Source organism: Desulfosarcina widdelii (assembly GCF_009688965.1).
GTDB lineage: Bacteria > Desulfobacterota > Desulfobacteria > Desulfobacterales > Desulfosarcinaceae > Desulfosarcina > Desulfosarcina widdelii.
This window is the reverse complement of sequence record NZ_AP021875.1, coordinates 4,425,636-4,447,067: the sequence shown is the minus strand read 5'-3', so window position 1 is coordinate 4,447,067 and position 21,432 is coordinate 4,425,636. Positions and strand designations below refer to the sequence as shown.

Here is a 21,432-nt window from a genome sequence, read left to right as displayed (position 1 = left end):
TCCGTTGAGCCCGCATCTCAAACAATGTTTTTTATGATGCAATTAAACAACACCCATACATATGATCTGATGGTCGTCGGTGCCGGTATGGCCGGTATGGCGGCGGCCCTGTTCGCGGCCCGCAAAGGCCTGTCCGTGGCCCAGGCAGGGCTCACCGGCGAAACGCTTTATGCCAGCGGGCTGTTCGATCTGTACGGTGTAATCCACGGCAGCAGCGGTGAATTCATCGACAACCCCTGGCAGGGATTGCAGGGCCTGCGGCAAACCCATCCCGACCACCCGTTATGCAAAGTCGCCCCGGAGCAGATCCGCGAGGGATTGGAAACCCTCACCGGATTTTTGAAAACGGCCGGTCTTACCTACAAGGGTTACGCGGATCGCAACGCCCGTTTGATCACACCGGTGGGTACTGTCAAACGGACCTTTCGCGTGCCCGCCACCATGTGGGCCGGCGCTGCGGCCCTGGAAGAAAAAACGCCCTGCCTGATTGTCGACATTCAGGGGCTGCGCGGGTTCAGTGCCGCCCAGATCGTGGGCTCGTTGAAGCCCTCGTGGCCGCAACTTCGGGGCGCAACCATCGCGGTGCCCTGGGAAGAACGGCTGGGGCCCAAATACGCCGAACACATTGCCCGGAACCTGGCCGCCGAAGGGCCACGCAAAGAGCTGGCCGACGTCATCAGGCCCCACCTGAAAACCGCTCAAGCCGTTGGGCTGCCGGCCATTCTCGGCATTTACGACACCGACACCATCCACAAGGAGCTCGAACGGCTGCTGGGTGTGCCCGTATTCGAAATCCCCACCATGCCCCCGGCTATTTCCGGCACCCGCCTGAAGGAGGCTTTTGACGCCTACATGCCCCAACAGGGGGTGAAAACCTTCTATCACCATCGGGTGCACACCGCGGTGCGACAGGAAAGCAGCCGATTCGTTTTGGAAATCGGGCGCAGCGAACCGGAAAAGACCCTTGTTGCCAACAACTTGCTGCTGGCCACCGGAAGGTTTTTGGGCAAGGGGCTGGAGGCCCGGCGGGAAGGCATCCGGGAGTCACTTTTCGATCTTCCGGTCAGCCAGCCGGAAAACCGCAGCTGCTGGCATCGAAAAACCTTTCTGGATCCCCAAGGGCACGCCATCAACCTGGCCGGCCTGGAGGTGGACCGCTCTTTCCGACCGCTGAACGAAGCCGGCCGTCCGGTTTTCGACAATCTGTATGCCGCCGGCTCGATTCTGGCCCACCAGGACTGGATTCGCACCAAAAGCGGCACCGGGCTGGCGGTGGCCACGGCGTATGGCGCGATCGAGGCACTGACCGGAGGCCAGGCCGAGCGGAAAAACGGATAGAAACAAACGGCCATGGCCATCGGCGCTTTTACCTTCGCTCCAACCATGATAAATTCATAAACTTTCAGTCCCGAAGACTTCGCAATGAAAGGAATCTGCCATGGGTAAAGTTATCGGCGCTCTGGATTTGGGCACCACCAGCAACCGGTTCATGCTTTTCGATCATCAGGGAAAAATCGTCGGTGTGGACCAGAGGGAACATGAGCAGATTTTCCCCCGGCCCGGATGGGTGGAGCACGATCCCCTGGAAATCTGGGAAAATTCATGCCGGGTCATCAAAGGCGCATTGGGAAAAACGGGAATCGGCGGCAGGGATATCGCCGCCATCGGCATCACCAACCAGCGTGAAACCGCCGTGGTCTGGGACAAGACAACCGGCCGCCCCCTGTACAACGCCATCGTTTGGCAATGCACCCGGACCGACGGAATCTGCAATACCCTGGCCCAAGAAGGCGGTCAGGACCGCTTTCGTGAAAAAACCGGGCTGCCCATCGCCACCTACTTTGCAGGTCCCAAGATCAAGTGGATTCTGGACAACGTTCCCGAGGCAAAAGCAGCGGTCAAAAAGGGGCAGGCCCTGTTCGGAACCATCGAATCCTGGATTATCTGGCAACTGACCGGTGGTGTAGCTGGCGGCGCCCATGTCACCGATGTGACCAATGCCTCCCGCACCCTGCTGATGGATCTTAAGACCTTGGCATGGGATGACGAGATCCTCGGCATCCTTGGAATTCCCCGTGAGATGCTGCCGCGCATCGTGCCTTCCATCGATAAAGGTACCTGGGGGCATACACTCAAAGACGGCCCGCTGGGAGCCGATGTGCCGGTTTGCGGGGCCCTGGGCGATCAGCAGGCCGCCCTGGTGGGCCAGACCTGCTTTGCCGTCGGTGAGGCCAAAAACACTTACGGCACCGGCTGTTTCATGCTGCTCAACACCGGCACCCAGCCGGTCCCGTCGGCCCATGGCCTGCTCACCACGGTGGGCTACCAGATCAGCGGGGAAAAACCGGTTTACTGCTTGGAAGGCTCCGTTGCCATCGCAGGCGCCCTTGTGCAGTGGCTGCGGGACAATCTGGGCCTGATTTCATCGGCGCCGGAGGTGGAAGCGCTGGCTCGGACGGTAGACGACAACGGCGGGGCCTACATCGTTCCGGCCTTCTCCGGCTTATTCGCCCCCTATTGGCGGTCCGACGCCCGCGGTGTCATCGCCGGCCTCACCCGCTATGTCAACAAAGGCCATATCGCCCGCGCCGTACTGGAGGCCAACGCCTACCAGACCCTGGACATCATGGAGGCCATGAAAAAGGATTCGGGGGTCGATTTGAACAGTCTGAAGGTGGATGGAGGCATGGTGGCCAACGAACTGCTCATGCAGTTTCAGGCCGACCTGCTCGATGTTCCGGTGATTCGGCCCTCCATCACGGAAACTACGGCTCTTGGAGCGGCCTATGCCGCCGGGCTGGCTGTGGGGTTCTGGACCTCCATGGAAGAGTTGAAACAATACTGGTCGGTGGACAAGACCTGGCAGCCCCGGATGGATGACGATGCACGCCGGAAAGGCATCCGCGGCTGGCAAAAGGCGGTTCAACGGACGCTGGACTGGGTGGAGTCCTGATCGGGTGAGCATCCGTGGCGAAACCCGTGAGACACGGCTCCTTATGAACACGTCCGCCGCCGGATCGAGAATCGAATTCATCGACGTGGCCAGGCTGTATGGCATGGCGCTGGTCTTTTACGGCCACTTCATCGAAGAACTGATGCTGCTGAAAAATCCCGCGGCAGCCAGCCAGTACAAATTTGTCTACTCGTTTCACATGGTCCTGTTTGTTGTCCTGGCCGGCTATGTCGCCAAGGAGCGTGTGGTTGAAATAAGTTTTGGCGACTTTGTAAAAAATCGATTTTTTTCCCGCCTGCTGCCGTTTATTTTTTTTACTGCGCTGATGATGATTCCACCGCTTTTTATCAGCGGAAAATTTTACGGTCTGGAGCTACCCAGTGTGGCCGGCTACCTCAAGGGCCTTCAAAACACCGTTTTCGGTATCCCCTCATTTTGTGTGCCCTCCTGGTTCCTTTTGCTTATCGTGGGGCTGGAACTGGTCGATACCGCCAGTTTTCGGTTTTTGAAACAATCCAACGGCAGAATTTTGGGGGCGGCCCTTCTCTTTTACCTGGCGGGTTACCTGTTGAACCTGAAACTGGATATCTTCAATCCGTTGAAAGGGCGGGTCGTGGGATGGAACTATCTTTTTATCCATGAGGCGATCACGCTGTACGGGTTTTATTTGATCGGGCGCTATCTGGGGCGCAAACGCGTTTTGGCAGGGCAGGTCTCGACCAGAATAGTGGCGTCCGCTGCCGCAGCCGCTTTTTTAGTCGTTTTTTATACCTACCGGCTGAACAATGGCCCCTTTGCCTTTCATGTCTACGACGCGGTGGTCATCCTGTTCGCCTCGCACGGCCATATTCTTCTTTTCCCGCTGACCGCCCTGGCCGGATGCGCCCTGATCCTTTGCCTGGCAAGCCTGACCCCTGTTTCGAAAATCCTGGAGTGGATGGGGCAAAACTGCCTGATCCTCATGTGCCTCAACGGCGTTTTCTACCACTACATCAACCCCGGTGTGGCCAAGTGGTTGCTGAACCATTTTTCCGGTTCGGCCCTCACAGTTATTGCCTCCGGGGTCATCGTCACCACCGGCAGCCTTGTGCTGTGTATTCCTGCTGTTTATCTTTTTGAGCGCTATCTACCGCAATTGGTGGGCAAACCGAAAAGGAACGGTCCGCTGTTGCACCGCTTCATTCCGTCAGATTGATCGGCAGGCAACCGGAAAGTCCAGGTTGTTAAGCTGATTTCTTCCCCATCTGCACAAAAACCAATAGATCCAACCGAGCCAGCCGAAGGCCTTCCCCGTAGTGCCCTTTCATGGGGCAGCTTACTGTATCGATTTTTGTTGACGTTTAATTAACAACGTTATTATAACGCTGTTATTTAAAAACTGAAGGGGAGAAATTCAGTTTATCATGCCGAAACCACAACGAACATTGGAAGAAATAGAACAGACAAAAACCGAGATTCTTGAACAGACGGTGCTTTTAATTGCCGAAGTTGGCTATAACAACTTCACCATGCGCAAACTCGCCGCAAGGCTGGGCATTACAGCGACAACAATTTATAATTATTACAAAAACAAGGACGATTTGTTTCTCAATATTTTAATCCGTGGATTTCGGGAGCTTTATGCGCGACTGGAAGAAGCCGACCGGAGCCAGGCGACGCCGGCGGAAAAACTGCGCGCCATGATCTCGGCATATACCGACTTCGGATTGAACGATGCCAATTTCTATAACCTCATGTACGCCTGGCATGTTCCGAAATTCAACGACTACGTGGGCACATCCTTGGAACCGGTAGCGCGCCGGCAACTTGAAGGCGCGCTAAAAATCCCGGAAATTTTTTCCATTACAATCAAAGCTTATGCTGAAGCATCGAATAAATCGATTACCGATGACGAGACGGTGTTTCTGATGATTCATTATTGGAGCCACATCCATGGATTTATCGCCGGATGCAACAACATGACGCTGTATTACCTGCATAAGGACCCCATCGCGTTTAAAGAACAACACATCGATTCGATAACGGAAAAATTCAGGGAAGACGTGCTGCGGCTCAAAGACCAAGGAGAGAAGAAATGAAGAAGAATTTTTTTGATGTTCCCCGGACCTATTACACGACCTCCCATACGAGGACCCAGGTGCCCATGTTTTTCTTTAAAATGGCCGCCCGGATCGTCAACTATTTCATCGATTATGACCGTGTGCTGCCAAAGCTGGAAGGCACCGGCCTGAAACCCTGCCGCTTTTCCAAAAACAAGACCATGGTCTCGCTCATCTTTTTTAATTACCAGCAAGTGACCATCGGCGGGTATGACGAAGTGGTCATTTCAATCATGGTCTATCCGGAATCCCTCGGTGCGCCGTCTTGCCCGCTTTCCACCATCCTGTTTGTCAAAAAGGGGGATTGGTGGGGAAATCTGGGCGCCTATGTGCTGGAAATGCCGGTCACGATCCCGGCGGCAAGAGCGGCGGGGCGGGAAATCTGGGGCTTCCCGAAATTTTTAACGACAATTCCGTATTCCCTGGCGGGAAATCATTTTGAATTCGGCGTCGATGATCCGGATACGAACGAGGCGATTGTGCGGGTGAAAGGCGAAATGGGCGCGGGCTTTTCCGCTAGCGCCTTCGATCTTGTCTCCTTCAACAACTATGAAGACACGGTTTTCCGAGTGGTAACGGAAGTAAACGGAAAAATGAAAAACTGCCTGTGCAAAGGCGTCGAAGTCAAAACCGGTCCCAGTGAGCATCGCATGGCAAAGAACATCAGGGATCTTGGGTTGGAAGCGGCAAAGCCCTTTGCCATTATGAGTTCCGATTATCTTCAAACCCGGTTGAACCCCGGAAAGCCGGTGGCCGAGTGGAAATCGCCGCCACTGCCGTATCGGTACGAACAGGAAGAGGGGTTTTATATACATCAATACGACTTGCTTGGTGAGAACAAATAGATGTCATATTTATCGAATAAAAAAATCTTGCTGACCGGTGCTGCGGGAGGTTTTGGTATCGAATATATTCGGCAGCTTCTGCACAAAGGCGCCCATTTGATTTTATCGGATATCGACAAAGAGATGCTGGCCGACAAAGCGTCGTCGATATCCGGTGCCGAGGGGAGAACGATCGCATGCATCGGCGCGAATCTGGCCTCTCCCGCAGGGTGTCAGTCGCTTTATTCAACGGTCGTCCAAGAAGTGGGCGATATCGATATCGTCATTCATAATGCAGGGATATTGACGTACGGATATTATCACGATGCGCCCGTCGAGCGTCTTTACCAACTGATGCAGGTCAACACGGTGGCGCCCATGCATCTCACATCGCTTTTCCTTCCCGATATGCTCAGTCGGGGTTCCGGCCATCTGGTGTTCATGTCTTCCGTAGCCGGTTTTGCACCCACCTCTTTTGAAACCGCGTATTCGACGTCCAAATTCGCATTGAGAGGGTTCGGCATGGCCCTATCCGGAGAGTTGTCCAAAAGGGGGGTCTCGGTAACGAACATCTATCCGTTCTGGGCGGACACCAATATTTTAAATTCGCCATCCTATGGTCAAAAACGGGCAAAACGAGTGCCCTCGCTGATGATCGATTCTCCGGAAAAAATCATCGGAGCCGCCATCAGGGGTATCGAAAGAAAAAAGCTGCATGTGTATCCGGGTTTTTTTGCCAAAGCCACATGGTGGCTAACCAAATTATGGCCCATTATTGGTCGGCAGCCAACGCAAGAAGATCTTCAACCCAAAAAGGCTTGACCAACCCGTCAAGTGGACTTTACACCGACAAACAGGTTGGCGATTCCCAGCGTCAGGCGACGACAGGAAACCTTTGAAAAGCCGGCAGATTTCATAATTGTGATGAATGCATCGGGGGTCGGGAAACGGGAAACCGATTCCGGCAGGTAGGAATATGCGAATCGGTGCCGGGAAAATAGTTTTCCCACCAGCGGCAGCACCTTCTGAAAATAGGCCAGGTAGGCATCCCGCATCCGGGGACTGCCCGGCGTGGCCAACTCCAGCACCAGCACCTTCCCGCCGGGTACCAGAACGTCGTAAAATACCTTTAAGGCGCCGGTCTTGTCTTGGATGTTGCGGATGCCGAAGGCAATGGTCAAGGCGTTAAAGGTCGCTTTATGGAAGGGCATGGCCAGGGCGTTGCCCGCCAGCAGAAAAGTACCTGCAAGGCCCTGTTGGTCGATCTTTTTGCGAGCCAGGCCCAGCATACCCGGCGAAAAGTCGATCCCGGTCACCTTTACCTGCGGTCCCTTCTGCCGGCGAATCTCCACCATCACATCCCCGGTGCCGCAGGCAACATCCAATACACGGCCGTCTTCCGGAACCGTCATGGCCGCCACCATCTTTTTTCGCCAGCCCACATCCTGCCGCAGGCTGAGCAGCCGGTTCAGCAGGTCGTAACGCGGAGCGATGGCGTCGAACATTTCCTGCACGAAGGGAAGCTCCCGGTTTTCCATTGACATCCTTCCAACTTGCATTAAATTTGAGCATCGTTTAAAGCACGAAAGCTAACACATCACACCTTTCCGTACAATATGAAGGGATAATGGTTTCGAGATAACCCATGGCTGCCAAACGTGACTATTACGAAGTGCTTGGCGTTGAACGCTCCGCCAGCGATTCGGACCTGAAAAAAGCCTATCGCAAGCTGGCCTTGAAGTTTCATCCGGACCGCAATCCGGGAGACCGGGAAGCGGAAGAACAGTTCAAGGAAGCCGCCGAGGCCTATGAAGTTCTGCGAGACGCCAACAAGCGCCAGATTTATGACCAGTACGGCCACCAGGGTCTCGAAGGCTCAGGCTTTTCCGGATTCGGCGGGTTCGAAGACATTTTTTCCAGTTTTGGAGACATTTTCGAGGATTTCTTCGGTTTTGGCGGCGGGCGACGATCCAGAAGCCGTGGTCACCGGGGATCGGACCTGCGCTATGACATGCAACTCACCTTCATGGAAGCCGCCTTCGGCACGGAAAAAGAGATCGATGTGGAAAAGGCGGAAACCTGCAGCGCTTGCGAGGGAAGCGGCGCCGAGCCCGGTACTGGCGTGGAAACCTGTCCCCAGTGCGGCGGCAGCGGGCAGATCGGCCGCAGCCAGGGCTTTTTCACCGTTCGCACCACCTGCAATCAATGCCGCGGCCAGGGAAAAATCATCTCGAATCCCTGTAAGACCTGCCGCGGCCAGGGCAAAGTGCTGACCCGCAAAAAAGTGTCCGTACGGATTCCGGCCGGTGTGGACAACGGTTCCCGCCTTCGGCTGACCGGAGAGGGGGAAGCCGGTGCATACGGTGGCCCGCACGGAGACCTTTATGTGTTTATTCACGCGCAGCCACACGATTTTTTCAAGCGTGATGAGACCAACGTGATCTGCCAGATTCCCGTTTCATTCGTTCAGGCCGCCCTGGGCGACAACCTCACCATTCCCACGCTTAAGGGGGAGACCAAGCTGGAGATTCCCAAAGGCACCCAGCCGGGAGACATTTTCCGGCTGCGGGGGGAGGGCATCCCCTCTTTAAGAAACGGCCACCGCGGCGATCAAATCGTTCAGGTGAATGTCAAGACACCCACCAACCTGAACAAGAAACAGGTCGCCCTGCTCAAGGAGTTCGCCTCGCTGGAAGAGAGAAAGTTTACCAGCAAGCTGAAGAACATCCTGAAAAATGGGCCCACAAGGGCGGCGAATTAAGGCCGCTTAACTCAAGTAATCGTTGATGGGTTAGTAAAAAGCAGAAATTTCAAGGTCTTCGTCATTCCGGCGAAAGCCGGAATCCAGTCATTGCAATGTTTTCTGGATGCCCCGGATCGAGTCCGGGGCAGGCTTATCAAGTCCGGCATGACGAGCATGGCGCTTTTTACGAGTCCATAGTTAGGAGCCAGGAAGCCACCATGTTCGAGCTAAAAATACTCAGTCACTTTTCTGCCGCCCACCAGCTGACCATGGTGGCCAAAAAATGCGAAAACCTTCACGGGCATAACTGGAAGGTAGAGGTCTGTGTCAAAGGCGAGCGCCTCAACGATGCCGGGGTTCTGGTGGATTTCGGAATTCTCAAAAGCTATGTAAAGGAGATCATGGACCGCCTTGACCACCGGTTCCTCAACGAACTGCCCGATTTGGAAAATATCCCCCCCTCCTCGGAGAACCTGGCCGTCTATATTGCCGAAAACCTGCAGGCGATGATCGACGAACCCGGGGTGGTCGTCAGCAAGGTGACGACTTGGGAGTCGGATGATGCTTGTGCAACGTATTTCCCTTAATGGTACGTGTGCATTCAGAAGCGGCATCTTTCGGCCCAGGCCTTTGTTCTCACTCTGTTGAAATCCTCAACGTAGTGTTGCTACGCCTGCGGTTTCAACATCGTTGCGGCCTCGGCGTGACGGAGATCCCGCTCTGCGGGGAACCAAAATCTACCACTTCTGAGTGCACACGAGTTCGCGACTGGAATAACGGATTCGCCCAAAGTTTGATCGATGGGAGTTTCCGTTTTTTATTTCCCCATCTTTTTCCAGCGGTCCACCAGCTCATCGCGGGTGATAATGGCGACGGTGTCCGCGACGTGGGCGCGGATGTTGTCCAGTCCTCCTTCCTGGCGGTCCACCAGGATGACCGCCCGCACCACCTCCAGCCCTTCGCTGCGGGCCCGCTCGATGGCTTTGACGGTCGAGCCGCCGGTCGTGGCCACATCGTCGATCACAACCACTTTTTCGCCGGGCCGGATATCGCCCTCCACCCATTTGACAATGCCGTGATCTTTTTGTGTTTTGCGGATGGAAAAGGCATTGACCGGCTGGCCGTTGAGTTCGGAGGCAAACGCAGTGGCCATGGCGATGGGGTCGGCACCAAAGGTAAGGCCGCCTACGGCGGCAGCATCGCAATCTCGGATGGCTTCGAACATCAAATGGCCGGTAAGAAACATGCCCCGGGCGCTCAACGTCGTCGGCTTGCAGTTGACATAAAAGCGGCTCATGCGGCCCGAGACCAGTTTGAACGTCGGTTCTTCGGTGTATTTGAAAGATTTTTTACACAGCAGGGTGATCAGTTCTTTTTTCACCGCGCATCCTCCCGGTGGGTCGAATTTCTAAGAAATACTTGATTTTAAGGGGTTTTTCGTATAGAAAAGCCTCCACCGAACTGGAAGAAGCCCGTCATTGGGATTCAGTGGAGGCTTCGGCAAGGAAAACTGGGAACAGCACTCCTTGAGCTTGGCGAGTGTATTAACAGCTACGAGGTTGCCGGTCAATGCCAAACCCAGGTGAGATATCCGCCACACAGCCACAGACATCCATTTCTAATCACCTCTCGATTGTCTGCCGGGTCTGCCTCTTTTGCCTGCTGGCCGCAGCGCTGCCGGCGTTGTGCCAGGAATCTCCGAGTTCGACTACCCTGAACCTGGAGCAGACCGTGGCTCTGGCCCTGGAGGCCAACCTATCGGCGCGCATTTCGAGTGAGCAGACCCGAGCCGCCGAGGCCGTGGTCAAATCTAAGCGCACGGAATTTTTGCCTACTTTCAGCACCCATTATAACTATACCCGCAACGACGAACCCCGCTATTACGTGCTTCCTGCCTTGGGACTGCTGCAGCCCGAAGAGACGTACACCTGGGTGACCCGCGTTACCCAGCCGCTGTTTACCGGTTTTGCCCTGACCTATCAGTACAAGCTGGCCCGCATGGGGCTGGATGCGGCGCGTCTCAACGAGACCCTGGTCCGACGGGATGTGGTTTACGAGGCCAAGCGGATCTATTTTCTGCTGCTCAAGGCACTCAAGCTCAAGGCCGTGGCCGAAGACGCCGTAACCATGCTGGAGGCCCAGACCGAGGTGGCCGTCAATTACCACGAGGTGGGCATGACGCCCCTCAACGACCTGCTGAAAACCAAGGTGGAACTGGCCAATGCCCGCCAGGACCTGGTTGCCGCCGAAAATCGGCTCGAGATCGCCCGGACCAACTTCAACCTGCTGCTGCGAAGGCCCATCGACACCCCGGTGGCGGTGACCGACATGCTGGAGGTTCCCCGGCTGGGCCCGACCCTCGAAACTTGCCTGGAAACGGCCGAAAAAGATCGCATGGAGGTTGCCGTGGCCGATCTCGACATCCAGATGCGAGAGAAAGAGGTCGCCATGGCCAGAAAAGACTATTTTCCCAGCGTGCAGGTGCAGGGCAATTACTACCGGCAGGGCACGGACTGGCAGGTGGACGGCGGCGAAGGGGTTTCGGACAGCAACTACTGGGACGTTCAGGCCCAGGCCTCTTGGGATTTCTGGCAGTGGGGCCGTACCGGTCACGGCGTCGCCGAGAAGAAAAGCCGGCTGGCCGAAGTCCGTCTCAACCGCACCCAGCTGATGGACGACATCCAGTTGGAGGTGAAACAGGCCTGGCAAAAGGCCGAGGAGTCGGAGAAGAACATCGCTACGGTGCAATCCGCCATCGATCAGGCCCGGGAGGGATTTCGCATCAGCGAGGAGCAGTTCAAGGAGCAGATGGCCACCTCCACCGATGTTCTGGACGCCCGGACCCAGCTCTCCGAAACCATGACCCGCTACTACAACGCCCTTTATGACTTTCGAATCGCGCTGGCCGCCCTCGACCGGGCCATGGGAAAACCCAGCATCGACATCGCCGAGGCCCAATGATATGACCCGCATGGCTGAAAAAAGTGCCGTCATCCGGATGTTTCATGTGCATAGACGCTACGGCGCCAAACAGGCCCTGGTGGATGTCACCCTGGATATCGCCAAGAACGAGTTTCTATACATCAGCGGTCCCAGCGGTGCAGGTAAATCCACGCTGCTCAAACTCCTTTACCTGGCCGAACCGGTTTCGGAGGGCCAGATTCTGGTGGACGGGATGAATCTCTCTCGGATTCCCCGGCGCCGCATTCCCATGTTGCGCAGGAAATTCGGGATTATTTTCCAGGATTATAAGCTCATTCCCACCCGCACGGTTTACGAGAATGTGGCCTTGGTCCTTGAGGCCCGCGGCAAAAAGCGAAGCCTCATCGAAAAAAAAGTCAAGAGTGTGCTGCGGGTGGTGCGAATGGAAGACCGCCTGACGGCGTTTCCGCCCAGTCTGTCCGGCGGCGAACAGCAGCGGGTGGCCGTAGCTCGCGCCGTGATCGGAGACCCTAAAATCATCCTGGCCGACGAACCCACCGGCAGCCTGGATGACGATTCGGCCGCCATCATTTTTCAACTACTAAACATGTTTCACAATCGGGGGGCTACCGTGGTGGTCGCCACCCACGACAAAGCCCTCATCGAAAGCGCCACCGGCCGTGTTCTCCACCTCCAGCAGGGTCGGCTGGACCGTCCGTTGGACATCTGAGGGGCAGAGATATTCCGATGACCTTTTACGCCCAGCGAGCGATCAAGGATATTCTGGAAAACCGGTTTCTCAACGCGGTGACCATTATCACCATTGCCCTTTCCGTCCTGATTGTCAGCTCATTCGGCCTCTTTTTTTTCAATGCCCAGGAACTGTTCGATGCCTGGAAAAAAGGGGTGCGCATCATGGTTTACCTGGAGCCGGGAACCACGGAGGCCCAGCGCCTCGATACCCGCTACCGTCTCCAGACTATCTCCGGGATCCAGAACATCCGCTTTATTTCCAAGGCAGACGCTCTGAACCTGATGAAAACGCGCATGCAGCGCCAGGCCTCGCTGCTCGACAACCTGCGGGAAAATCCGCTGCCCGATGCCTTTGAGGTCACCATGGCCACGGAAGCCAACTCCCCCGAAAAGATCGAATTCCTGGCCCAGCGCATCGAAAGCCTTCCTTCGGTTTCGGGTGTGGAGTACGGCCAGCAGTGGATCGAGCGCTTCGCGAATTTTTTAAATCTGTTCAAACTGGCCGGCTACGGCATGGGGACCCTGTTTTTCATGGCCACGGTATTTATTGCCGCAAACACCATCCGCCTGGTGCTCTATTCCCGGCGGGAAGAAATCCACATCATGCGGCTGGTGGGCGCCACGGACAGTTTCATCAAGATTCCCTTTTATCTGCAAGGGATCATCCAGGGCCTTTCCGGAGGATTAATCGGCGTGGGGGTACTCTTTGCCGCTTTTTCAGCTGTCGGCTCCCGGTTCGAGCAGGCCCTCGCTGCGGAAATGGTGGCAATTCGATTTTTCTCCCCGGGCATCTGCGTCGCTATCGTCGCTTGCGGCATGCTGACTGGTCTGCTCGGCAGTTTTTTTTCCCTTAAACAGTTCACCAGGCAATAATGGCGTATCGGATCGGGCCAGGGCGATTTTTCATGACATCCCTGCCGCTTTTGCTGGCGGTGCTGTTCGGTCTGTCCACAATATCGACAATGGCTGCCGGCGACCCCAAACCGGGAACCATTCTGGTCCGGGAACTCAACATGCGTTCCGGGCCAGGGCGCCACAATCCGCCCATCGCCACCCTGAAAAAAGGGGACCAGGTCTACGTGCTTTCCTACGAGGGCGAATGGGTGCGGATTCTTTACAAGGACCAGACCGGATTCATCATGAACCGGGAGCGGTATCTGCGCATTGAAACACCCGATGCTGCGGTGCCAGAAAACGGCGACGCTTCAAGGGCGGGTAGTGAGGGGGATTCGAGGGTCAGCCGAGAACTGGCGTCCACTAGGCAGAAAGTGGCCTCCTTTGCCAAAGAGGAAGAGTCCGTGATCAATGCGCTGGACGACACCGAAAAAGCATTGAATGGCGCTCGCAAAAAAGTGGCCCGACTTTCCAAGGAACTCAAGGCCATCGAGACGCGCATCCGGGAACTCGAAGGAGAATACCGCAAGGTCGAAAAGCACGCCGAGGCCAATGAGTCCTATGTGGCCGCCCGGTTGGCCGCCCTGTACAAGCTCAGTTGGCTGGGCAAGTTTCATGTGTTGGCGTCGGCGGACTCCATGTTCGATTTTTTTGCCGACAAACGCGCCCTGGAACAGATTCTGGCCCACGACGAAAAGGTCTTGGCCGATTTGGCCCGGGACAAGGAACGGATGCAGGCCCTGTTGCAGGAGCTTGTCGCGCAGAAGAACGACAAACAGGCCACGACAGCGGACCTGAGCGCACGGATCGAAACCATGATCGGAGAGCAGGCCCGGCGCGAGGCGCTGCTGGAGGAAATTCGCAGCAAGAAGTCTTTGCAGATGGCGGCCGTCGAATCCCTCAAGGCCTCGGCCAGTGCCCTTGACCGGACGGTGGAATCCTTTTCCAACGCCTCTCCTGAAGCGGCGGCAGCACCGGTGGTGGTTGCGGAAAAACCCTTTGAATCGCTTAAGGGCTTGCTTATGATGCCGGTGAAAGGTAAAATAATTTCTTTTTTCGGTCGATATAAAGATCGCCGCTTCAATGTGACTCAATTTCAGAGCGGTATTTATATCCAGGCGGACAGGGGCGAGCCCATCCGGGCCGTGTACAGCGGGAAAACGCTGTTTTCATCGTGGTTCAAGGGCTTCGGCAACATGATCATCATCGATCATGGCGACCACTACTACACCGTTTACGCCCATTTGGAGGAACAGTTCAAGTCCAAGGGAGATCCGGTCGAAGCAGGAGAGGTGATCGCCACCGTGGGCGACACCGGTTCCTTTACCGGCGCCGGTTTGCACTTTGAGGTTCGCCACCATGGAAAACCGATGAATCCATTGGGATGGATCAAGAAAGGTTAGAGGAACGCTATATGACAACCAGAAAAACCCGCCACCTGAAATTGTGGGTGGCCATGGTGCTCGTGACGGCAGCGTTGGTACTGGGCCATGGCTTTTACCGGGATTTGTCCGCCAACAACGAAGAGACTTACAAAGGGCTGAAACTCTTTTCCGATGTGATCGAACTCGTCCAGAAAAATTACGTGGACGAGGTGGACACCCAGAAAATGATCGAGGCGGCCATCCAGGGGATGGTCCACAGCCTGGACCCCCACTCTTCCCTGCTGCCTCCCGATGCGCTGAAGGAGCTCCAGATCGACACCCACGGAGAATTCACCGGCATCGGCATCCATGTGACCATGCGCAACAACCTGGTGACGGTCATTTCCCCCATTGAAGGAACGCCAGCCTACCGTGCGGGTATCAAGGCCGGGGACAAAATCGTCAAGGTGGACGGCACGCCCACCGAGGATCTGCGCGATGCGGTCAAGCGTATGCGCGGCCCCAAAGGGACGACGGTGGAAATCACAATCCTCCGGCAAGGGGCGTCCGAGCCCCTGGAGTTTTCTCTGGTGCGCGATGTGATACCCATATACAGCGTCAAGGCGGAACTGCTCAAGCCTGGGTACGGATATGTCTGGATCACCAATTTCAGGGAAAACACAACCGACGACCTGATTGAAGCCCTCGAGGCTTTGGAAAGCGCTGATGTGCCCATGAAGGGTCTTGTGCTGGACCTTCGCGACAACCCCGGCGGCATTCTCAATCAGGCCATCGAGGTGTCCGATCTCTTTTTGGAAGAGGGTGAAATCCTCAGCATCAAAGGGCGCGACGGCCGCAATACCAAGGTGTTCAAGGCCCACGCGGACGAAGTCAAGCGGGACTATCCCATTGTCGTGCTGATCAACGGTGGAAGCGCCAGTGCTTCCGAGATCGTGGCCGGCGCCCTGCAAGACCAGAAGCGCGCCCTGATCCTTGGAACGACCTCTTTCGGCAAGGGCTCCGTCCAGACCGTGGAAACCCTGAGGGACGGTTACGGCCTTAAATTCACCATCGCTCGCTACTATACGCCGTCGGGGCGCTCCATCCAGGCCAAGGGGGTGGAGCCGGACGTGGTGGTCGAACATCGAATTCTGGCCGATACCGACACCACCGAACATCGCATGCTCAAGGAGAAAGACCTGAAAAACCACCTGGATGCCGAACCCGACGCGGAACCGGAAGAATCGGAATCCGAACCGGGCAAGTCCGATGAAGAATCGGTACTGGATCCCCCGAGCCTGAAACGGTTCAGCGCCAAGCACAGCCCTCTGGACCGGGAAGCACTTCTCAGCGACAATCAGGTCCTGCGTTCGCTGGACATTTTGATCAGTTACGATATTTTCAAGAAACTGAGTGATGACTAAAAAGCGCCGCCCCAAACCCAAAGCCCGGGCTTCGAAAAAAAAGAGAAAGGCCACTTTCAGTCCCAAGCTTCAGTTCATGAAAATCATCGCCGGGCTGACCCTGCTGGTTTGCCTGGTGATCGCGGCCGGTCTGCTGGCCAACCGTTTGCTCATGCGGCCGGCGCCGAGTGTGGCGCCGGCACCCAAACCGATTCCCATCCGTGAGCCCAAAGCCGGGCCGGTGCACCACAGCGTTCCGGATTACGAAGCCTTTCACCGGGAGACGGTTCCTCCTCCACCGCCCATTCAGCGGGTCAAGCCGGTGACCAACGGGATTCCCGTGGCCATCATTATCGACGATATCGGCTATGACCGCAAAATGGCCGACGGCTTTCTGGACCTGGATGTGCCCCTGACATTTTCCGTCCTTCCCATGGGGACCTTTAATCACAGCATCATCGACAAGTCGTTGAAAAAGGACGTCGAGATCATGCTGCACCAGCCCATGGAACCGGGCAACTACCCCGACGTCAATCCCGGACCTGGTGCGCTTCTGACCTCCATGACGCCCGACGAACTGATCGCCCAGCTCAACGAGAACCTGGCCCGTATTCCCGGCGTGAAAGGGGTGAACAACCATATGGGTTCCAAGCTGACGGCCTCAGCCGCCCAGATGCGCCAGATTTTCACCATTTTGAAAAAGCGCCAGCTCTTTTTTGTGGACAGCCGCACGACGGCAGAGACCCTGTGCCGACCCTCGGCCGAACTGCTGCACCTGCCTTTTGCCGAAAGGGATGTGTTCATCGATCATATCCAGACCGAAAAATTCGTGAGAAAGCAGCTCAAGCTGCTGATCAAGCGTGCCCGAAAGCAGGGATATGCCATCGGCATCGCCCACCCGCATCCGGTCACACTCAAGGTGTTGAAGGAGATGTTGCCGGAACTCAAAGAAGCGGTCTATTTAACCCATGCCTCCGAGGTGGTGGCGTTTCAACAAGGCTGATCCTATGAATTTTTTTTCCGGCATCAAGTACAATCTGAAGGGGTTGTGGATGGGGGTCCGGAGTCCTCGGCTACTGCTGCTGGGGCTTTTGCGTTTCGTCGTCGTGGCCGTTTTGACGATTGGCCTGTCCGGAGTGGTTCTGGCCAAGCATGCGGACATTCTGGCCCTGCTGTGGCAGCAGCCCGAAAGCCCGTGGATCGTCTGGATCTGGTACCTGGCCTCCTGGCTGCTGACCCTGCTGCTTATGGGCGTGTCAGCGGTTGCGGCCTATCTGCTGGCCCAAGTGCTGTTTGCCGTGCTGATCATGGATTGGATGTCCCGCATCACCGAACGAATGGTCACCGGCCAGGCTGCGGCGGCGCCCGATGCGACCCTTTTGACCCAGATGGGGTTTCTGGTCCGCCAGGAGGTTCCCCGCAATATCGTTCCGGTTGTTCTCACCCTGCTGATCATGGTGCTGGGCTGGTTCACTCCCCTGGGGCCTGTTTTGACCTTCATCGGCCCATTGACGGCGGTGATCTTTCTGGCCTGGGACAACACCGACCTCATCCCCGCCCGCAACCTGATTCCCTTCGGCCAACGCTTCAAGTCGCTGGGCAAGACCCTTTTGTTCCACCTGGGATTCGGTCTGCCGTTTCTCGTTCCCGTACTGAACCTGTTTTTTCTCAGCTTCGCGCCGGTGGGGGCAACCTTGTATCACCTGGATCGCGAAAAGAGCGTATCGCCGGCAACGGAATAGAAGCTATCCCGCACAGGGAAAAAGGGAGCCGAACCCGAAACGCGGCATCGCCGGGTAGGCCGGCTAAACAGGCCCTTCAAATGCGCGCTATTTAAGGCTGAAGATCACCCGTCCGGCTTCCGGACTTTCCTGACGACCTTCCGCAGCCCCTTTTTGGGGTTCCACGATGAACATCCGATCCCGTTCCACCTGCCCCGTTTCCAGCAGGTAGTTTTTGGCATTAAAGGCCCGCTGGTTGGCCAGTTCGCGGTACTGATCCGGGGTGACCTCGGTATTCTCGAGCAGCAACGACTCCATGATCTGCGGAGTCAGCTCGACCGGCTTGCCACTGTCGTCCACGGGCGCAGGGAGGGCGGAGGCGGTGAACACCGCTTCCAGTAGAACAGGCCGCTCCTCATCGCTCATGACAATCTCTTCCAACGGCACGGCGCTTTCGCCCGCCTTGATCATCTCTTCCAACTTTTCGGCCTTGAGTCGGTTTTCCAGTGATTGAACGCGCAAAGCCTCACGGTCCGCCTCGGGTTCAAGGGAACCCTGAATATCGAGTTTCAGCCCCGGTCGTTCGAACAGGATTTTTGCCAGTTTGTCCATTTTTTGGGCATTCTCCTGACCGATTTCCGCCTGGCCTGCATCGAAATCCAGGTAGCTCAGCTCCTCGCCGCCCCCGGCCAGGGAGCCCAGGGCGGCAAAGGGCGAGGTAACCAGCTTGACGATGAGATTCTTTAAAACGGTCAGGATCACCTTGCCGATCTTGAACTCGGGATCATCCAGGTCGCCGCTTACCGGCAGGTCCAGTTCGATGTTGCCCTCGCGGTCTTTGAGCAGGGCTACGGCCAGCTTGATGGGCAGGCTTACCGCCTCCGGACTGTCCACCGTGTCCCCCAGGGTGAGCTGGTCGACATAGATGCTGTTCTTTCCTTCAAGCTGGTGGTTTTCCATAAGATAGGCAACGTTGAAGGTCAGCTTGCCCTTCTCGAGGACATAGCCCAGATATTTGCCGGAGTAGGGCGAAAAGGGGCTCAGCTCGATATCGGAAATGTTCAGGTTCAGATCCACATAAGGCTCGGCAATCAACGGGTTGATCTGACCGGTAATTTTTACCGGGGCGTGGTTGGACCACATGCCCTCCAGCAGCACATCGGCCCGTTTCTCGGCGATGGATTCCAGTCCGGAGACTTTTCCGGCCAGATCGTGGAATTTGGCCCTGAAATTGGGTTTGATGAAATGATCGGAAAAATCCACATCCCCGCCGCTCAACAAAACCCGGCTGATTCGGATGGGTGGTTTTTCTGTATCGGCAGCTTCCGGCGCCGGACTGTCGCCTTTGACATCGGATGGTTCCTGCGCGACTTCCTGACTTGCAAACATGGTCGCCAGGTTGACACTGCCATCCGGAGCCACAATCACACGGGCGAAAAAGTCGGCCAGGGAGATCTGGTCGATGGAGAGCCGGCTGGGGTTGACGCTCACTTCGAGGTTTTCAAAAGTAAGAGCGTTCCATTTGAGAAAATCGTCGGCGTTTTTACGGTCGATGGAGGCGAACCGGTCTAGCCCGGCCCGGCCCGCATAAGTGATCGACGGGTCGCTATCGGTCCGGGACGTAAACTTCATTTGGCCGGAAGTCGAAAAAAAGCCCTCCGTGATGATGAGCCCTGCCTGTTCGGAAAGATAAGGCTGAAGTGGGCGTACATCCATCTTTTGGACCCTGACAGCCATGTCCAGGGCAAGCGGGTTGAGGGTCACGTCGCCAGTTGCCTGTATCTGCCCAGCCTGTTCCCACCGCAGGCGCAAATCGGTCTTACCGGTCGTGTCGGGAGCGGTGGAAAGATCATTCGCCGACAGGGAGATTTCATCCAGCCGCACCTTGAACGGCGTTTCTGTCATCCGATCTTCCACGGCAACCCCGACATCGGAAATGTCAACAGTCTTGAGGTTGACCACCAAAGGCGCCGGCGACGATTCGGGCGCGTTCCGGGGCTCGGCTTGCGCCGCTTCCTCCTCCGACGCGACGGAAGCCGCCGTTTCCCGTGGAATAAAGGCCTTTGCCAGGTTCAGGCTGCCGTCCTTTTCCCGCAGGACGGAAAGATCGGCGTCGGCAAGCGCCAGGCGGCCCACCGTGATCTCACGCTGCCGAAGGTCTGCCGTCGTGTCGGTTACCTCCAGCCGCTTAAGGGCCAGCAAAGGATCATCATCGTCCGCGTCCACCACCTCAAGCGCCTCGACATCGAAATGAACGCCAGCCAGGGACACGCCAAACGTGTTCTCTGCCTGCTGAACTCGGAAGCTGCCGCCAAGCGAGAGGGTGCCGGCAAGAACTTTGAACGCAAAAAGGTCCTGATAATAGGGCAAATACCGGGAAGCCTGAATATCTTCTACGGACAATTCCCCCGTTGCCTGAAGGGGCGACAGCGTGGCTGTGCCGGAAAGGGCAACGGTTTCTTTGGCCTCGGTTTCCAATGACAATTGGTATCGGGCGGTGCGGTCGCTGTTAAGGCCAAAATTGTCCACCTCTATGCCCAGATCGGTGATTTTGGTGCTAAAAGCCTCTCTGTTGGACAGGTCGCTAACATGCACAACGCCCTTTTTCAGGTCGATGCGGTCGATGGTGACCACCGGTTGAAATTCGCCGGTGGGGTCTTCTTCGGCCCGGGTTGCCGCGGCGTCGTGGGCCTTGACGGCCAGAAAGGGCAGATACAGGTCACCGGATGCCAACCGTCTGAGGAAAACCTCCGGCTCCGATACTTCCAGTTCGGCCAGGCGAATTTCTCCGGTGAGCACCCGGGAAGGCAGCAGGTCGATCCGGACGTTGGGATAATTGAAGAACGGTTCGTCGTTTCCGTCTGTCAAACGCGACTCGTTGAGTTCGGTAACGCCAGCCACCACCAGCTCCGGCTGACTGCCTTCCAGCATCCTGAATTCGATCTCCGTGTCGGTTTTCACGAAAAGGGATTGGATTTCCAAATTGTCAGGCAGCGGTACGTAGGGAAGGTAATGGGGCACGGCCAGGTCTTCGATTTCGATTTCCGCACGAGTTTCCCTTCGCGGGTCGAAGGGACGGGTTTTTCCCTCCAGGGCGAAGGAAGCCCCATTGACGCGGGCCGCCAGATCGAAAAGGGTATAGACATCCGTGTCGGACGGACGGGAGGAGAAGTCGGAAATGCTGAGACTGAAATTTTCAATGCGATGGGAAACACCGACCACCCGGTCGTCGATGGAAAGCGCACCGCCGCTGATGGAGGTGTCATAGACGGCCAGGGCAAATCCGCCTGAATCGGACGAAGCTTCTGCCGGGTTTTCCTCCGGCGTGTTGCCGCCGCCGATATCCGAGAAATTGAAGGTCGTTTCCCCGCTGCGAACCAGGTGGATATCCGGATTGACCAGCCTCACGGATTTGAGCACCAGGGCCCATTTGAGAAGGGACGATGTCTGCAGATTGGCATATACCTCATCCGAATTCACGAAGGGAGCGCCGTCCTTCTCGCGGACGGATAGATTCCTTAACGTCAGCGACAGGGTAAGGGGATTGACCCGCACGCTTTCCACCGTTACCTGGCGATCGATGGCATCGGCCACCTTGTTTTCCAAAACGTTGCGTATAATGAACGGCGCTCCGATGAAACCGAACAGAATATACAGCAACACGATTCCAGCAACGATCACGGCGATTTTTTTCTGGCGAGGGGTCAGGTCATATGTTTTAATCATTTTTGATTTTCCGTGCGGAGGTGTTGCATT

General features: G+C 56.3%; 18 protein-coding genes. 15 read left to right on the top strand and 3 right to left on the bottom strand.

The genetic code is table 11. The features are described from left to right. The first annotated feature begins 33 nt into the window (after positions 1 to 33). The 6 genes from glpB (at position 34) to GN111_RS20370 (ending at position 6,698) form a co-directional block, all read left to right on the top strand. Positions 34 to 1,338 carry a glycerol-3-phosphate dehydrogenase subunit GlpB gene (gene glpB, locus GN111_RS20395; protein ID WP_170302384.1) on the top strand — a complete coding sequence of 435 codons (1,305 nt, stop codon included), beginning with the start codon at positions 34 to 36 and terminating at the stop codon, positions 1,336 to 1,338. 100 nt (positions 1,339 to 1,438) lie between these two features. Next, entirely contained in the window at positions 1,439 to 2,953 is a 1,515-nt protein-coding gene (gene glpK / locus GN111_RS20390) for a glycerol kinase GlpK (RefSeq protein WP_155305520.1), read from the top strand. A gap of 43 nt (positions 2,954 to 2,996) precedes the next feature. After that, on the top strand, positions 2,997 to 4,148 hold the full coding sequence (locus tag GN111_RS20385; protein WP_170302383.1) for an acyltransferase family protein: 1,152 nt from the start codon (positions 2,997 to 2,999) through the stop codon (positions 4,146 to 4,148). 208 nt (positions 4,149 to 4,356) lie between these two features. Further along, positions 4,357 to 5,031, top strand: a complete 675-nt coding sequence (locus GN111_RS20380) for a TetR/AcrR family transcriptional regulator (protein ID WP_155305518.1) — start codon at positions 4,357 to 4,359, stop codon at positions 5,029 to 5,031. Then, entirely contained in the window at positions 5,028 to 5,897 is an 870-nt protein-coding gene (locus GN111_RS20375) for an acetoacetate decarboxylase family protein (protein WP_155305517.1), read from the top strand. Before GN111_RS20380 ends, GN111_RS20375 begins: the two co-directional genes overlap by 4 nt. Continuing rightward, positions 5,898 to 6,698: an SDR family NAD(P)-dependent oxidoreductase gene (locus tag GN111_RS20370; protein ID WP_155305516.1), complete on the top strand. Its 801-nt coding sequence runs from the start codon at positions 5,898 to 5,900 to the stop codon at positions 6,696 to 6,698. Positions 6,699 to 6,706: 8 nt separating this feature from the next. On the opposite strand, the gene ubiE is transcribed toward GN111_RS20370, so the two are convergent. Beyond that, a complete protein-coding gene (ubiE, locus tag GN111_RS20365) occupies positions 6,707 to 7,414 on the bottom strand; it encodes a bifunctional demethylmenaquinone methyltransferase/2-methoxy-6-polyprenyl-1,4-benzoquinol methylase UbiE (protein WP_155305515.1) in 708 nt (235 codons plus the stop codon). 107 nt (positions 7,415 to 7,521) lie between these two features. Between ubiE and dnaJ the strand changes: the two genes are divergently transcribed. Both dnaJ and queD read left to right on the top strand, forming a co-directional pair. Beyond that, positions 7,522 to 8,637: a molecular chaperone DnaJ gene (gene dnaJ, locus GN111_RS20360; RefSeq protein WP_155305514.1), complete on the top strand. Its 1,116-nt coding sequence runs from the start codon at positions 7,522 to 7,524 to the stop codon at positions 8,635 to 8,637. 200 nt (positions 8,638 to 8,837) lie between these two features. Beyond that, entirely contained in the window at positions 8,838 to 9,206 is a 369-nt protein-coding gene (gene queD, locus GN111_RS20355; RefSeq protein WP_155305513.1) for a 6-carboxytetrahydropterin synthase QueD, read from the top strand. 230 nt (positions 9,207 to 9,436) lie between these two features. Here the strand turns inward: queD and pyrE are convergent, their stop codons facing one another. Next, positions 9,437 to 10,000 carry an orotate phosphoribosyltransferase gene (pyrE, locus tag GN111_RS20350; RefSeq protein WP_155305512.1) on the bottom strand — a complete coding sequence of 188 codons (564 nt, stop codon included), beginning with the start codon at positions 9,998 to 10,000 and terminating at the stop codon, positions 9,437 to 9,439. A gap of 188 nt (positions 10,001 to 10,188) precedes the next feature. Here pyrE and GN111_RS20345 point away from each other — a divergent pair, with 188 nt between their 5' ends. The 7 genes from GN111_RS20345 to GN111_RS20315 are packed head-to-tail and all read left to right on the top strand — an operon-like array spanning position 10,189 to position 17,697. Beyond that, positions 10,189 to 11,580 carry a TolC family protein gene (locus GN111_RS20345; RefSeq protein WP_155305511.1) on the top strand — a complete coding sequence of 464 codons (1,392 nt, stop codon included), beginning with the start codon at positions 10,189 to 10,191 and terminating at the stop codon, positions 11,578 to 11,580. Between the two features lie 10 nt (positions 11,581 to 11,590). After that, the gene (ftsE, locus tag GN111_RS20340) at positions 11,591 to 12,271 is read left to right on the top strand and encodes a cell division ATP-binding protein FtsE (RefSeq protein ID WP_331457668.1); all 681 of its coding nucleotides are present in this window, start codon (positions 11,591 to 11,593) and stop codon (positions 12,269 to 12,271) included. Positions 12,272 to 12,288: 17 nt separating this feature from the next. Continuing rightward, positions 12,289 to 13,167 (top strand): permease-like cell division protein FtsX, encoded by an 879-nt coding sequence (ftsX, locus tag GN111_RS20335; protein WP_155305509.1) that lies wholly within the window; start codon positions 12,289 to 12,291, stop codon positions 13,165 to 13,167. A 32-nt stretch (positions 13,168 to 13,199) separates the two neighbouring features. Further along, entirely contained in the window at positions 13,200 to 14,591 is a 1,392-nt protein-coding gene (locus GN111_RS20330) for a peptidoglycan DD-metalloendopeptidase family protein (protein ID WP_170302382.1), read from the top strand. Between the two features lie 11 nt (positions 14,592 to 14,602). Next, positions 14,603 to 15,976: a S41 family peptidase gene (locus tag GN111_RS20325; protein WP_155305507.1), complete on the top strand. Its 1,374-nt coding sequence runs from the start codon at positions 14,603 to 14,605 to the stop codon at positions 15,974 to 15,976. After that, complete coding sequence (locus GN111_RS20320; RefSeq protein WP_155305506.1) at positions 15,969 to 16,958, top strand: divergent polysaccharide deacetylase family protein; 990 nt, start codon at positions 15,969 to 15,971, stop codon at positions 16,956 to 16,958. The genes GN111_RS20325 and GN111_RS20320 overlap by 8 nt, the downstream gene beginning before the upstream one ends. A 4-nt stretch (positions 16,959 to 16,962) precedes the next feature. Beyond that, positions 16,963 to 17,697, top strand: a complete 735-nt coding sequence (locus tag GN111_RS20315; protein WP_155305505.1) for an EI24 domain-containing protein — start codon at positions 16,963 to 16,965, stop codon at positions 17,695 to 17,697. A gap of 87 nt (positions 17,698 to 17,784) precedes the next feature. Here GN111_RS20315 and GN111_RS20310 read toward each other — a convergent pair whose 3' ends face one another. Further along, the gene (locus GN111_RS20310; protein ID WP_155305504.1) at positions 17,785 to 21,402 is read right to left on the bottom strand and encodes a DUF748 domain-containing protein; all 3,618 of its coding nucleotides are present in this window, start codon (positions 21,400 to 21,402) and stop codon (positions 17,785 to 17,787) included. Positions 21,403 to 21,432: the final 30 nt, after the last annotated feature.